Genomic DNA, 15,072 nt, shown 5'->3' on the forward strand with positions numbered 1-15,072 from the left:
TTTTAATAATGACGCGGGGTGGAGCAGCCCGGTAGCTCGTCGGGCTCATAACCCGAAGGCCGCAGGTTCAAATCCTGCCCCCGCAATTAATCTTTCTTTCAAGAAAGTGATCTGGAACCGTGGTGTAGTTGGCCTAACATGCCTGCCTGTCACGCAGGAGATCGCGGGTTCGAATCCCGTCGGTTCCGCCATTAATCTAAAAATTAATTAAGGCTCGGTAGCTCAGTCGGTAGAGCAGAGGACTGAAAATCCTCGTGTCGGCGGTTCGATTCCGTCCCGAGCCACCATTTTCACCACTTAATATGCCGGTGTAGCTCAACTGGTAGAGCAACTGACTTGTAATCAGTAGGTTGGGGGTTCAAGTCCTCTCGCCGGCACCATGTAATCCTGGAGGATTAGCGAAGCGGCCAAACGCATCAGACTGTAAATCTGCTCCCGTACGGGTTCGGTGGTTCGAATCCATCATCCTCCACCAGTTTTTTGAGTCATTAGCTCAGTTGGTAGAGCACCTGACTTTTAATCAGGGTGTCGAAGGTTCGAGCCCTTCATGACTCACCATCATATGCGCGTGTGGCGGAATTGGCAGACGCACTAGACTTAGGATCTAGCGTCTTTGACGTGGGGGTTCAAGTCCCTCCACGCGCATCCTTTATAAGCGGACGTGGCTCAGCGGTAGAGCATCGCCTTGCCAAGGCGAGGGTCGCGGGTTCGATTCCCGTCGTCCGCTCCAATATTTTGCGCCCTTAGCTCAGCTGGATAGAGCGTTTGACTACGAATCAAAAGGCCGGGAGTTCGAATCTCTCAGGGCGCGCCATTTATAACTTCATATGCCGGCGTGGCGGAATGGCAGACGCGCTCGACTCAAAATCGAGTGGGAAACCGTGGAGGTTCGAGTCCTCTCGCCGGTATTAAAATAAAAAAGTTCATTAGAGACTATCTCTATATAATCTGGACCCCATGTCAAGGACACTAAAAAAAAGAGTGGCAATGATCGTTTAAGAAGCGGACAATAGATGATTCCTGTATTGAACAGGGGTCATCTTTTTTAATCCCCATTGATATCTGTGGTTGTTGTAATAGCGAATATAACGATCAATTTCATGTTTGACCTCATATAACGAGTTACAGTTGCGGTAATCTACGTGGTCCTTCATGTGGCCGAAGAATGATTCTTGAGGGGCGTTATCCCAACAATTCCCGCGTCTGGACATCGACTGGCCTAATCCATTCTGCTTTAGCAACGCTTGATACGTGGGGCTGGTATAATGGCTGCCTTGATCGGAGTGGATGAACGCATCTTTATGAAGCTTTAGACGCTTTTGTTTCTGGAGAGCGTCCACTGTATCTGTGGCAATATCTAGTGTGAGTCGGTTGGATACGTTGTAAGAAAGGATTTCACCCGTCGAGGCATCCAATATGGTCGACAAATAGGCCATCTCCGAGTGACCGTATGGAAGGTGTGTGATATCCGTAAGCAAAGCCAAACCCGGAATCTCCCTCTTGAAGTCTCTCTGCAGCTTGTTGGGCAGGGTTCGGTGTTCCAATGTAGCTTTGGCCATACGTTTATAGGGGTTGGGTTTCCTGTGCGGACATACGATGTTAAATTTCTTCATGAGCCTACGGATTTTCTTCAGATTATAGATGACACCAAACTCATGTTCAAGAACCATCTTGATGGAGCGTGATCCTTTCTTGTAACCCTTTCGCTTGAAAGCCTTCTGAATGAGCAGTCCTGCCTCGGTATCCAAACGAGTCTGCTTTAAGCGTGATTCTTCGGCGCGCACGTAGCTGTAATATCCCGAACGGGATACATTAAGTATCGAGCAGAGGTACCTCGTCCTACGCCCCAGACCTTGATCCACGGCGTCCTTAATGAGTTCGAATAGTTTATTCTTGCTTAGATTCATTCCTTGCGCTACCAGCAACCTTTCGTTCACATCTAGCTTTTTTAACAGTTCGATTTGAGATTCAAGTAAATGAATTCGCGCTTCTTGCTTGGCAATGATTTCATCCGGAGATAACTCTCTGCACAATGGACGCCCCGATGCTTCTTTTCGGGAATCCAATAATCCAATGATACCATTCTGGTTGTAGGCTCTCTTCCAGCGTTCAGCAGACTGCTCTACTCGCTTGATTCCGAGTACGGTAATGTCAAATCCATGAGCTTCGAATTTGTTCTTTGACATCTGTTCACGTTCTTCTACTGTAAACCGTTTCTTGCTCATGATGTCATCCCCTCCATTGCTTCCTCCAGTATACAAAAAGGTACCCACAGCCCGCAAACCTTTTTTCTAAGTGTCCAGTCTATGGGTACCAGTGTACTAATGGGCTTTTTTTTATTCCGGTTTTAGTACCTGATTCAATAAGGTGTATGAACATTTGTGAAATTTCAAAAGTTTCGACTAGATGATAGAAATGGATTATCTGATTTCCAATGAAGTTCAGCACTAAGAGCCTATCCGAAAGCTAATTATAACGAGTAGAAAAACCGTGGGAAATGTCGAAGTACTTCAAGAGAAATATTTGGAGGAGATCTAAATGACAAATACACCGAAACCACACTTTACGGTTCCCGATGAGTTGTGGGAAAGAATACAACCCTTGCTGCGGTGCTAAAACCGAAAGGCGGTCGCCCCCGGATGGATGATTGCCAGGCGATGAACGCGATCTTTTATGTGCTGCGAACCGGAATTCAGTGGAAGGCACTGCCCCGTGAAATGGGGCCAGCAAGTACGGTTGTGACCGCTTTCAATATTGGCAGGGCCACGGCGTGTTTAAGCGCATGTGGGAAGCTGGGACGGCAAGCTTACGACGAAGCCAAAGGCATCGAATAGACCTGGCAAGCGCCGCTTTGGGAAAAAAACCGGACCTAACCCAACAGATCACGGCAAGCGCGCCACGAAACGAAGTCTGTGGACGGATGGAAGAAGCATGCCCATTGGCAGTCGCGATCGACGGGGCAAACCGACACGACATGAAGCTGCTTGAGCCTACGTTGCCCAATCCTGAGGTGGCCCGACCGGAACCGGACGAGAAGAGTCCGCAGCATTTGTGTTTGGATAAGGGATACGTACTTCATTTGCGTTTACGTGGTGAAGAAAAGGAAGAAAAAATAACAATCCCGGGATATCGCGTCAGACGGGGGGGCGTCGAACGAACTCATTCCTGGATGAACCGATTTCGTCGCTTACTCATTCTTTGGGAAAAGAGCGCAGATAACTACGAAGTCTTCATCCATTTCGCCTGCGCCTGGATTTGTTTCCGCTCTGCCGGGGTTTTCGGATAGCTCTAACTATAATATTGTATACAGGAATAAGAAGGTATGGAAAGACAGATACAGCGGTTGTTATTCAACATTCATTGAAATTGCTCTTCGAAGATGATATCGTATAGGCGTTTTTCACTATGTGGGTTTATCGAAATAAGTGCAACAGTTCCTATGAAAATGATTAGTAAGCGGTTTTCCACCCTAAAGATTTTCATTGTCTGGATCCATTCTGTGATGTGAGCGAAGTTGATACTCTTACGATAAAACTCTCACAAGAGACCATTCTTGTTCCCGTTCGAATCCGGAAGAATACGGGTTTGTGTCAGAGCCGACCATATTTAGCTCTCACTGATCAAAAGTTTCCTTAAAATGAACCTTTTTTGAAGGAGAGGTGGATCAGCAAATGGAAAACCTGCCGCCGTTGCTCGATCTTTTCGGGGGGCACAGGTGACACCAAGCTTCTCTTTAATCATTCATCCTCTCACCAGTACCGATTTCTTTATAGGAAAAGACACTAGGCGATAGTTGCTTGGGAGTATTCCGACAGACAGGCTCTGTGCCCTGATTTCGAAGCAACTCGCGGCTAATGATGGCGTGATGTTTGCCCAGTTTCTGTGGCGGTTATCTTGGTTTATTAGAGTGAGTTTACAAGTAAGCTGGTTTCAGCTCTGTTTTCGTCAATGTGAGTATCTTCTGTTTCCAAAAGTCTTAGAAGAGTGCAAGTCTAGCACATTACTGACGAATAAGATCAAAGAAGAGAAAAAATTGTATTTCAAAGGTATTTATGATAATATATGCATTGATATTGATAAAATTGTATTTTTATATAAAATTTATGATTGAAAAAGAGGTAGAAGGAAATGAAGGACATTAGTGTAACTTCTAGTGCGCATAATGGGTTGCAGCTTCATTTGTGCAATACAAATAAATTTAAGACAATTAGTGTATTATTCACGATGAAAGTACCTCTTCATAATGATTTAACAACGGCAAGATCATTAGTTTCCCATATTCTAACTGGAGGGTCGGCAGAGTATCCCAACCGTAAGCGCATACAACGATTACTTGATGAAATGTATGGGGCAACTCTCTTTTCGGATGTACATAAAAAGGGCGACGACCAGATTATTACATTTAGAATGGAAATCGCTGCTGATCAATTTCTTACTATATCTAACTCTTTACTGGAATCATCTCTTAATTTATTGCACGAGATCATTTATAATCCGTTGCTCGAGAATGGAGTGTTTAATTCCATAATTGTCGAGCAAGAGAAACGTTCTTTAAGGCAACGACTTATCTCTATGTATGAAGAGAAGGTTGTGTATGCTAATGTACGTTTGATCGAAGAGATGTTTAGAGGTGAACCGTATGAGTTTCCTGCTTCAGGGAGAGAGGAAGATATTGCAGGGTTAAATGCTTCATTTATTTATGAAGTGTATGAAGAACTACTTCGTAATAGTCGCTGTGATTTATTCATTGTTGGCGCTTTTAATGCGGACGAAGCCAAGTCGATGGTAGAGCATATTTTTTCTGAACAACACAACTACACACCTATAGAGGAGATTTCTCTACATAGAAAGGGTGGGGGCGAGGTTAAGGTTGTTCAAGATAAAATGGATGTGAATCAAGGAAAGCTTTGTTTGGGATACCGTACTTTTTGCACTATACAAGACGAGGAGTATGAAGCGACAAGAGTAGCGAATGCGATTTTTGGTAGGTTTCCTTCTTCAAAATTGTTTGTTAATGTACGTGAAAAGGAAAGTCTTGCTTACTATGTACATTCACAGATTGAAGGTTCTAAAGGTTTGCTAATAACTATGGCAGGAATTGATTTTAAAAACTACAAGCAAGCAGTCGAAATCATAAGAGAACAAGAGTATGCAATGAAACAAGGTAACTTTACTGATGGCGAACTAGAAAAAGCAAAATCGATGCTGATTAGCCTACTGCTGGAAGCAGATGATACCCCGCTGGGAATTATGGAGATCGCTATGCAGGCAGTCGATGATGGATTATCTAATAAGATAAGTAATCGGATTGAAAGACTAAGTAAGGTGTCGAGAAACGATGTCATTCAAGCGGTCAATAAGTGGGAGCTTGATACCATTTATTTTCTAAACAGAAAAGAGGAATTACAATGAAGTCAGTGACCTATAACAAATTAGGAGAGACGATATATCATGATCGACTTGCCAACGGTCTTGAGGTTTACATACTTCCCAAAAAAGGTTTTCATAAAACATTTGCGACATTTACAACGAAGTACGGATCAATAAATAACAGATTTTCGGTTCAAGGGAAAAGTGGTATCACCCAAGTTCCGGACGGAACAGCACACTTCCTAGAGCATAAAATGTTTGAAAGTGAACAGGGAGATGTCTATCATACTTTTGCAAAACAAGGGGCTTTTGTCAATGCTTTCACAGGTTTTACCCGTACATCCTACACATTGTCCGCGACTACTAATATCAATAGAAACCTGGAATCATTGTTGGACTTTGTTCAGGAACCATATTTTACAGATGAAATGGTTGAGAAGGAGAAAGGGATCATCGAGCAGGAAATCAGAATGTATCAAGATAATCCAGATTGGCGAGCTCGATTTGGAATTCTAGATAATATGTACAAAAGCCATCCAGTAAAAATTGATATAGGTGGTACAATAGCTTCGATTAATCAAATTACCAAAGCGGATTTATATTCTTGCTATAATGCGTTCTATCATCCTAGCAATATGTTGTTGTTTGTGATTGGACCTATTATACCTGAAGAAATAATGAATCTCATTCAAAATAATCAGCAGAAAAAAGATTTTTGGGAGTCTCAAAAAATCCACCGTATATTCCCTAATGAAGGAACTGAAGTGAACAGAAAGTCATCTGTTATGAGGATGTCAGTTCAGACGCCTAAAGTTTTTATTGGACATAAAGAACGTTATCCCGAAAGACAAGGTCAGCAATTGCTTAAATACGAGTTGTGTTTAAATGTTTTACTTGAGTTAATGTTCGGCAGTAGCTCTGAAGCATACGAAAAAATGCATGATGACGGTTATTTGAATAGTCCATTTACATTTAATTACACCAATGAGAAGGGGGTTGGCTATTCGGTAGTTGGCGTAGATTGCCGAGAACCAGAAATTGTGGCATCACTCATAAATGAGACTATCTTCAAATTCAAAGAGGAGTCAATACAAAAAGAAGATGCACAGCGAGTAATTAAGAAGGAAATGGGCAGTTTCTTGAGTGCAATTAACTCACCCCAATTCATTGCTAACCAATTTACAAGGTATCGTTTTAACGAGATGGATTTATTTGAGGTCTTGCCCACACTTGAAAATCTAACTGAAGAAGATCTTACAGATGCCTTGCACTTACACTTTTCGGACGAAGCAAGATCGCTATTAATTGTGAAAGAGAAATAAATTTTATCAACCATCCTTGTTCACTTAAATATTTAAGTTAGAAAGTCGATGGGAAATCTTGAAATAAATAATAATATATTGTATAGTATGAAATAAGAATGACATATTCCGAAAATTTGGTTTTTTCTTGTCGATAAATCCTTCATCATGAATACCTCATCCATTTCTTCCACAACAAGATATACTCGCTGCTCTTCATCATCTCATGAACTTCAAAGCGCAATTCTATTTTCGCAAAGTGTTCGCACTAGAACGAGTACTTCTAGCGTAAGGTAGTTTAAATACTTATTAAGGAAGTGTAGTAATGTCAAATCTGCTAGAAATCAACAATATAAAAAAAACATTTAAAGATAAAGTTGTTCTAAAAGACGTTACCTTCAATGTGCCGGCCGGATCAATAGTAGGGTTCATTGGTGATAACGGGGCAGGAAAATCAACGACATTCAAAGTTATTCTAGGATTGTTATCCCATAATGGTGGTACAGTTAAACTATTCGGTGAAGAAAATATAGAAAAGAACGTCAAGATTAAGGAAAAGATTGGGGTCGTTTTTGATGCTATGAATCTACCAGCTCATCTTACAATAAGGCAGTTAAATAACGTTTTTAATAAAATGTATGATTCGTGGGATCAAGTGAACTTTGATCGGCTGGTAACATTCTTCTCTTTACCTGTAAATAAGAAAGTGGATACATTCTCACGTGGAATGTCGATGAAGCTGTCTGTAGCGGTAGCTTTATCGCACAATGCAAAATTATTATTGCTGGATGAAGCGACGGGAGGTCTTGATTCCTCATCACGAGAAGATTTGTTAAATGAGTTAAAAGATTTTGTTAGTGATGGGAAAGGTAGTATATTGCTTTCAAGCCATATTATGAGTGACATAGAGAGTGTAGCTACACATATCGTTGTTATAAAAAATGGAGAAATTTTATTGAATGAAGAAAAATGGAATATTTTTGAAAACTATGCCATTATAGATGCTGATGAGAAGCAACTCAAATTACTTGACAAAGATATAGTTCTGGCTAAAAGGAAGCAGAACTCTTCATATAGCGTATTGGTATCTGATAAACAAAAGTTGCCAAATGGAATAGTCTTCAAAAGGATTTCAATGGAAGATATAAGCATATTGCTGGCAAGGAGTGAATAAATGAAAAGTCTATTGTTGACAAGTTATTACCTGGTTTATCGAAGTTTTATTGCATATTTAGGAATAGCATTAGTGGTATCTGGGATATTATTTTTTTTTGGAGGTCCTTCGACTCACAGTATTATTGCTATGCTGGTGATCTTGCTTACGACGACACCTGCAACTGAAGTTTTAAAACACGAGGCAAAATCGGGCTATGATAAGTTTGTGCTCACTTTACCAATTAACAGAATTCATGTTGTACAAAACCACTACCTTTTTTATATTATAATCGCAACTATTAGCTCGTTGTTAGCACCTCTACTTCTCTATGCATATGGTCTAATTTCAGGTATATCAATTAACGATGTTACTAAATTCATCTCGTTTGGGATATTCATTATTTTATTTGCTGGTGCACTGGCTTATCCGCTCATCTACGTTTTCGGCCCAGAGAAGTCTGATTCTCTTATAATTGGAAGTGGGATGATCGGAATGTTTGTTTCTTTGGGTTTACAGGGAGTAGCTAGTAATTTGGCAATATCGTTGTCAAATTCAGAGGCCGAAGCGGATTTATATTTTCGTATTATTTATATATTACTCGGTGTTATCATATTTATTCTTTCTTTTTTTATCTCAGTGTTCATATACCGTAAGAAAGAATTCTAAATTGTCCAGATATCTTTGAAGTATTAGAACGGAGGTATACTTAATGGAAGGTAACATGTTATATCATAAGTATTTGAAACCGATGTCCGAATATTATGGGGAGATGGAGATTAGTGACAAGGCGTATTCATATGAACTAGATGAAGTTCCAGATACATATACAGTGGTCACAGAAAGTGATTCTGTATGGAAGTACTACCACTTTAAAGGGGGAACTGTTCCAGATCAAGGCTGGAAAATTCATATAACAACGTTATTAGAAGATTGCCAGGATATCCTAGAGAAGGTCGCACGGATATGCATAGAAATCAATATCGATTTCAAGCATCTAAAGGATAGACGAAGTTTCTTTGAAATGAATTCAAAAAATGCGAATCGCGCTTCTTCTGGTAAGTTTATAACAATTTATCCTACGAGCAATGAAGTGTTCCTTGAATTGTTAGAAACGCTTTCCTTAGTTACTCAAGACTTTAAGAAAGGACCTTATATTCTTAGTGATAAGAGATGGCAAACTAGCAATGTATTTTATAGATATGGAGGATTCAGACGTATACTCAATGAATCTGGTCAACATTGTATCAGGGATAAGAAAGGTGATTTAATTGAGGATCAAAGAACTCCCTTTTATCAGGTTCCTGACTTTGTGAAGGATTTCGACGATTATCTCAATTCTATTAATAATTCAGGAGATATGGAGACTGAAAAAAATAAAAATTTAGCAAGGTATAAGGTTGAAGCAGCATTCAGCTATAGTAACGCTGGCGGAGTGTATCTCGCAACTCGAAAAAAGGATGGTTTGAAGGTTATTATCAAGGAAGCCAGGCCAAATGCTGGTTTAGATGGGGTTGCTCAGGATGCATTAGCAAGGCAAAAAAAAGAGTATGATGCTCTGAACAAGCTTAAAGATGTATCTGGCGTTGTCAATATAATCGATTATTTTAAGGAATGGGAGCATTATTTTTTAGTAGAGGAATTTATTGAAGGACAAGACTTAAGGAAATGGATTGCGCGAGAATTCCCTTTTTTCGGAAATGAGGGTGGTCTGAGAAATCATGCGAATCACGTTAAAAAGATATTGCTACAGATATTCACCATAATAGACGAAATGCATAGTAATGGTGTAGCTATGGGTGATTTGCAACCAGCGAATATAATGGTAGCTGAGGATCTGACCGTTAGTATCATTGATTTTGAAACCGCTACTCCTGTACATTCTGAAGAAAAGATGGGTATGGGCACAGTTGGATTTGTATCTCAGGAGATGAAGGTTAGTGGTGCAAGAGATTGGTTTGCTTTAAAGAGGCTCTCCAGGAATTTAGCTCTTCCTGTCTTGACCTCAGAGGATTTAGAAGGATATCTTCAATATAACCATCTCAATTGGATTAAAGAAAATTATGAAGCTTCATTTTATAATTTCATTTTAGATATGCAAGATAAATGTGATCAAAGAATAAGTGCTTATCAAAAGTATAGTCCTAAAAAAATTAATCTGAATGATCGGACAACTGACCTTATTGTAGAATCTATATTAAGTAAGTTAATATGTGGTATTCAAGATAACTTAACAAGTGATGAAAGGCTCATTAATGGTGACATCCGACAATTTGAGATGAATGATGGGAAATATAACTTCTTAACTGGAGGAAGCGGCGCAGCCTTTACTCTACATAAAAATAACGCCAGCACTATTGAAGTAGATAATTGGATAGAAAATTATTTGTTAGAGAATGTATCACAAATTGAAGACAATGGATTATTTACTGGGAAAACAGGAGCTTGGGCTTTGCTTTATGATAAAGGCTACAAGGAAACTGTCTTATATGAATTAAAACTTCTTAGAGACAATATTCATCAATCAAATATTTCTTTACGATCAGGTCTTTCAGGAATAGGATTGTTCATGATTAGTTTATATCTTGAAACTGGTAATAGTGAACATTTGCAATTTGCTAAAGAGATAGAAGAATTAATTGAAATTAATAGAGTCAAGGCTGAATCGTTAAAAATTAATGATTGGATGGCAGTGGAGATAGGTGCAATTGATGGCTTATCTGGTGTATCTCTGTTCTATTCAGCACTTTATTCAGTTACCCATGATCAGAAGTATTTGAATCAGGCGGAGTCATTGATCCAAGAAGATCTGGAAAAAACCCAAAAAGATAATGTGACTGGTGTATTACAAACATTGGACAAAAGAAATCGCCTATTACCATACCTTTCAGGCGGATCTATTGGAATTGCAGTTTCGATTTGGTACTTAAATCATGTGAGTGGACAAGACCTTTATAGAGAAGAAATGGATGCGATTTTACAATTATCAAAGACAATTTCCACAATCTGTGGAGGCTTATTCGATGGAGCAGGTAGCTTTCTATTGCTTCCTCCCATGGTTAAGTGCGTTGAGCAACGCAAGAAAATGATTGGCGAAATACTAAATTTACTTAATATATTCTTAATCGAGAAGAATGGATACTATGTATACCCAGGGCAGTTTTCGTATAGATTAGCTGATGACATTTATACAGGTAGTTCAGGCATTATATTAGCACTAATGGGGATTGTCAAAGAAAATCCACTTTACTGGCTGCCGTTGGTAAATTCAGATGAATTTCTGGAAAGAACAAAGTTCAACAGCAGTGGGATTCCGGCAAACATGATTGCTGAATGAATGCCTTGAATTAGAAATAGGAGGTGAAAGGATGAATGATGTCTTGGAACTGCAAAAATTAGCACATGAAGCAGATGCTAAAGTTCATGCGGTGGAAGCAATGCTTACAACACCAATAGGACCGATAACTACTATTATGACAACAAACTCAACAATCAGTATTCATAACTGCTAGATGGAAACCTTAAACTAGTACCTTGACCACGTTAAATATGAGGATTGGTTTTCAGTTAGACGATTTAATAGTACGCTTTAAGGCGAAACGAATCCTTGAATTTGATTCAGTCAGGGTACTAGGGCGTGTCTGAAAACTAATTTTAATGGAGCTTCTTTTGAAAAGGTCATCGTTGCTCCACAAACGAAATCGGGAATACACGGTTTTCCAAGGACCAAACCGTTCAGGCAAATCACGCCAAGGCGCACCTGTTTTGACTTTCCAAAGCATTCCATTAAGCATCACTCGGTTGGGTTTGGAGGGTCTGCCTTCTCCCGTGTTTTCGGGTGGCAATACATCTTGTATCCGTTCCCAGTCCTGGTCCTTGATTTCGTGGCGTCTCAGCATCTTTTTACAGGGCTCCCTCGTCATTTTGTCCTTGTAAAATTATGCTATGTTTTCGCTTTTGAAGCAATAGCTTGTTTTAAGACACGCCTTAAGAAAGGAGGTGAGAAAAATGAACGATGTACTTGAACTGCAAAAATTAGCACATGACGTAGACGGTAAAGGTCAAGCAATGGAAATAACACCTATATCTACTACAATAACATGGACGGTAACTGGAACTACAACTGTTTCTACAGCCCTTTCCACTGTCAGTCATAATAATTGTTAAGCATTCTTGATTGATGTAAAACAATGTCCAACGGTTGTTTAGCTGGCCCCAGCTAAACAACCGTTAATTCAATTGTATACACAAATGATTAAAAATACAATTAAGGGTGATAAAGATGGAAAAACTATTAGAAATAGCGCAAAACCCTGAGCCATTTGAGAAAGGGACACAAGAAATCTGGCTTGATTCAGATCGAGGTGATCTTGTCCTTAAAGCACATTTTGATGAGAATTTACCTGGAGGAAGTAGGGGAGTCGATTTCATTAATGAGACCGTTGAATTCATTAGTAAAATTGCTCCGTTAGAGAGCTATCATAAAGTTATTGATTTGGGCTGTGGCCCTGGACTGTATTCTCATAAGTTGGCTTTAAAGGGCTATGGAGTCGTTGGTGTGGATTTCAATAAAACAGCAATTGACTATGCCATCAAAGAGGCCCAAAAAAGTGACCTAGTAATAGAATATAAAAATGAAGATATTACTAACATTAATATTGACAATGAATTTGATCTAGCACTGCTGATTTATCAAATTTATAGTGTCTTCAGCCCAGAGGATAGAAGAAAAATACTTGATAACATCCACCGTGGTTTAAAACCTGGAGGATTGGTTTTGTTAGACGTCTTGTCAGATGTGAGCTTTGAAAAATTCACGAAAAACTTAGTGTGGGGTATTGCCAGAGAAGATAGTCCATTCTCGGATCAAAAGCATCTAATGTTGTACGCTTCAATGAAATACCCTGATCAAGTCTCGCTGGAGAAAACTGTTCTCGTTTTTGGGGATGGTGAGATCGTGAATTATAATTACTGGAACCAACATTTTAGCATCGAAAGTTTTGAAAAAGAAGTGAATGATGCGGGGTTTACGCTTGAAAAGGTGTATGCAGATGTCAATGGTGGGGATCACGCAAGCGATAGTGATTTCTTCGCAGCAGTGTTGAAGAAAAAATAAAGAGACCCCTAAAATGGAGACTAGGGAACTCTCCAGATATATTGCATCAAAGAAACTTTTTATTATGCATAATAGTTATTGTTAACCTCGAGCAAAGTGGACGTTTTTATATAAAGAGGGGCGAATGGGCTTCTCTTTTTGTTGTAATCTGTTGAAGGCTTATCTCGCTCACCAAGTAAGTTGATATTAATATTATGTTATAAGGTACGGTACATATCAAGGAAGAAGAACTCAACAGTGTTGGGATCAGACTAAACCTCCAATTGTTACCTAACTGATCAACAGTCTGGATGCCAAGGAAGTAGTGGATAGATTAATCACTTGCCGCCATGATTAGAATCGATTAGTTATGAACGGAGATGAGACACTTGATTAAATTATTTAAAGAACTGAAACCGTTTAGACTGGGGATTGCTGTGGTGTTGGTGCTTATTTTTTTGCAATCCATGAGCGATTTGTACCTGCCTACATTGATGGCTGATATTGTCGATAAAGGAATTGTGCAGGGTGATAGCGGATATATCCTACAGATTGGTGGCTTTATGCTGCTGGTGGCGGCGATAGGTACGTTGTGTTCGGTTATCGCTAGTTATTGGTCGGCTAAGGTAGCTGCTGGTTTTGGGAAGAATACCCGGGCGAAGATATTCAATCGTGTGGAAAATTTTACGTTACATGAGTTTGGCCAGATTGGTACTGCATCGCTAATTACTCGCACAACCAACGATATCACCCAGGTGCAGGCGGTGCTTACGACGATGTTGCGCATGATGATTAGTGCGCCAATGTTGATGATTGGCGGTATTATTATGGCCGTGTCAGAGGATAGAAAGCTGTCGCTCATTTTTGTCGTGTGTATTCCGCTGCTCGTCGGGGCGATTACATTCATTGGGCTGAAGGGGCTCCGGCTGTTTAAAGCCATGCAGATCAAGCTGGATAAGTTGAACCTTGTGCTGCGGGAACGCTTGACGGGTATTCGCATCATCCGCTCGTTCAACCGTGTTGGTCATGAGAGAGGCAGATTTAGAGAAGCCAACCGTGATTTGACGAATACGGCAATTAAGGTCAACAAGCTGATGGCTGGACTGATGCCGCTTATGATGATCATTATGGACTTTTCCATAATTGCGATCTTTTATTTTGGGGCTATACGCATTGATGACGGGAATCTGCAAGTCGGTTCGCTAATGGCTTTTACCCAGTATGCCATGCAGATCATGTTTTCGCTGATTATGGTTACTATGATGTTCGTGCTTATCCCCCGTGCATCGGCTTCCGCTGTGCGAATCAACGAAGTAATGGATATGCAGCCGGAGATTACTGACCCGAACCATAGTAAGCTTGTAGAATTGGAAGTACGTGCCGAAGGTGCCATGCGCAGTTTCGTTGAATTTGAGAACGTTTCCTTCTCCTATCCAGGCGCCGAACACCCTGCTTTGTCAGGTATTAGCTTCAGCACTCGTCCAGGTGAAGTGACGGCAATTATCGGCGGAACAGGGTCCGGCAAATCCACTCTGCTGAGTCTGCTGTCCAGATTCTATGATGTAAGTGAAGGCGCAGTGCGGATTGACAGCATTGACGTCCGGGATATGATGCAGGAGGAACTGCGGAGCAAGATTGGCTATATCCCACAAAAAGCGGTGTTGTTCTCTGGCACTATTCGGGAGAATATTCGTTACGGCAAAGAGGATGCAACCGATGATGAGATTGTTCATGCCACGAAAGTGGCTCAGGCTTACGATTTTGTCTCTACAATGAAGAAGGGCTTTGATTCTGAGATTGCCCAAGGTGGCAATAATGTGTCCGGCGGACAGAGGCAGCGTCTGTCTATTGCCCGTGCCCTAGTAAGACGGCCTGAGATCTACCTGTTCGATGAGAGCTTCTCAGCGCTTGATTTCAAGACCGAGGCAAAGCTCCGTGCTGCTCTCAGGGATGAGACAACGGAAGCAACCGTTCTGATCGTTGCGCAGCGAGTCAGCACGGTTATGGATGCGGACCGGATTATCGTGCTGGACAATGGCATGATTGCTGGAATCGGTACGCACCGAGAACTGCTGGAGAACAGTGAGGTGTACCGAGAGTTTGTATCCTCACAGTTGTCCGAGGAGGAAATAGCATGAGTGATTTCTCAAAGG

10 protein-coding genes, 10 tRNA genes and 1 pseudogene are annotated in these 15,072 nt (G+C 40.6%); 20 read left to right on the top strand and 1 reads right to left on the bottom strand.

Translation table 11 applies throughout. The annotated features are described in order from the left end of the window. Positions 1 to 12 precede the first annotated feature (12 nt). The 10 genes from MKY42_RS01425 to MKY42_RS01470 all read left to right on the top strand — a co-directional run bounded on the left by MKY42_RS01425 (position 13) and on the right by MKY42_RS01470 (position 908). Positions 13 to 86: transfer RNA gene (locus MKY42_RS01425), tRNA-Met, on the top strand. 27 nt (positions 87 to 113) lie between these two features. Continuing rightward, positions 114 to 191: transfer RNA gene (locus tag MKY42_RS01430), tRNA-Asp, on the top strand. A gap of 20 nt (positions 192 to 211) precedes the next feature. Then, positions 212 to 287 (top strand) — tRNA-Phe (locus MKY42_RS01435). Positions 288 to 304: 17 nt separating this feature from the next. After that, a tRNA-Thr gene (locus tag MKY42_RS01440) sits at positions 305 to 380 on the top strand. Between the two features lie 9 nt (positions 381 to 389). Further along, a tRNA-Tyr gene (locus MKY42_RS01445) sits at positions 390 to 475 on the top strand. A 7-nt stretch (positions 476 to 482) separates the two neighbouring features. Continuing rightward, positions 483 to 558: transfer RNA gene (locus MKY42_RS01450), tRNA-Lys, on the top strand. Positions 559 to 564: 6 nt separating this feature from the next. Further along, positions 565 to 645 (top strand) — tRNA-Leu (locus MKY42_RS01455). Between the two features lie 10 nt (positions 646 to 655). Further along, positions 656 to 730: transfer RNA gene (locus MKY42_RS01460), tRNA-Gly, on the top strand. A 7-nt stretch (positions 731 to 737) separates the two neighbouring features. Beyond that, positions 738 to 814: transfer RNA gene (locus tag MKY42_RS01465), tRNA-Arg, on the top strand. A gap of 15 nt (positions 815 to 829) precedes the next feature. Beyond that, a tRNA-Leu gene (locus MKY42_RS01470) sits at positions 830 to 908 on the top strand. An 87-nt stretch (positions 909 to 995) separates the two neighbouring features. On the opposite strand, the gene MKY42_RS01475 is transcribed toward MKY42_RS01470, so the two are convergent. Continuing rightward, positions 996 to 2,225, bottom strand: coding sequence for an IS3 family transposase (locus MKY42_RS01475; RefSeq protein ID WP_339848157.1), 1,230 nt, complete (start codon positions 2,223 to 2,225; stop codon positions 996 to 998). A gap of 313 nt (positions 2,226 to 2,538) precedes the next feature. On the opposite strand from MKY42_RS01475, the pseudogene MKY42_RS01480 reads away from it, so the two are divergent. The 10 genes and pseudogenes from MKY42_RS01480 to MKY42_RS01525 all read left to right on the top strand — a co-directional run bounded on the left by MKY42_RS01480 (position 2,539) and on the right by MKY42_RS01525 (position 15,057). Further along, positions 2,539 to 3,286 (top strand): annotated as a pseudogene (locus MKY42_RS01480) (IS5 family transposase). 842 nt (positions 3,287 to 4,128) lie between these two features. Next, positions 4,129 to 5,412 (top strand): pitrilysin family protein, encoded by a 1,284-nt coding sequence (locus tag MKY42_RS01485; RefSeq protein ID WP_339848159.1) that lies wholly within the window; start codon positions 4,129 to 4,131, stop codon positions 5,410 to 5,412. After that, positions 5,409 to 6,692 carry a pitrilysin family protein gene (locus MKY42_RS01490; protein ID WP_339848161.1) on the top strand — a complete coding sequence of 428 codons (1,284 nt, stop codon included), beginning with the start codon at positions 5,409 to 5,411 and terminating at the stop codon, positions 6,690 to 6,692. Before MKY42_RS01485 ends, MKY42_RS01490 begins: the two co-directional genes overlap by 4 nt. 304 nt (positions 6,693 to 6,996) lie before the next feature. Then, entirely contained in the window at positions 6,997 to 7,845 is an 849-nt protein-coding gene (locus tag MKY42_RS01495; protein ID WP_339848162.1) for an ABC transporter ATP-binding protein, read from the top strand. After that, the gene (locus MKY42_RS01500) at positions 7,846 to 8,493 is read left to right on the top strand and encodes an ABC-2 transporter permease (RefSeq protein ID WP_339848164.1); all 648 of its coding nucleotides are present in this window, start codon (positions 7,846 to 7,848) and stop codon (positions 8,491 to 8,493) included. Between the two features lie 43 nt (positions 8,494 to 8,536). Next, positions 8,537 to 11,161: a class III lanthionine synthetase LanKC gene (gene lanKC / locus MKY42_RS01505; protein WP_339848166.1), complete on the top strand. Its 2,625-nt coding sequence runs from the start codon at positions 8,537 to 8,539 to the stop codon at positions 11,159 to 11,161. Between the two features lie 31 nt (positions 11,162 to 11,192). Continuing rightward, positions 11,193 to 11,336, top strand: a complete 144-nt coding sequence (locus MKY42_RS01510; protein ID WP_339848167.1) for a class III lanthipeptide — start codon at positions 11,193 to 11,195, stop codon at positions 11,334 to 11,336. Positions 11,337 to 11,832: 496 nt separating this feature from the next. Then, positions 11,833 to 11,991 (top strand): class III lanthipeptide, encoded by a 159-nt coding sequence (locus MKY42_RS01515; protein WP_339848168.1) that lies wholly within the window; start codon positions 11,833 to 11,835, stop codon positions 11,989 to 11,991. Positions 11,992 to 12,106: 115 nt separating this feature from the next. After that, positions 12,107 to 12,940 (top strand): class I SAM-dependent methyltransferase, encoded by an 834-nt coding sequence (locus tag MKY42_RS01520; RefSeq protein WP_339848170.1) that lies wholly within the window; start codon positions 12,107 to 12,109, stop codon positions 12,938 to 12,940. Between the two features lie 368 nt (positions 12,941 to 13,308). Continuing rightward, complete coding sequence (locus tag MKY42_RS01525; protein WP_339848172.1) at positions 13,309 to 15,057, top strand: ABC transporter ATP-binding protein; 1,749 nt, start codon at positions 13,309 to 13,311, stop codon at positions 15,055 to 15,057. Positions 15,058 to 15,072 lie beyond the last annotated feature (15 nt).

Origin of the sequence: Paenibacillus sp. FSL W7-1088 (genome assembly GCF_037969855.1) — a bacterium.
In the GTDB taxonomy this organism is placed as follows: domain Bacteria; phylum Bacillota; class Bacilli; order Paenibacillales; family Paenibacillaceae; genus Paenibacillus.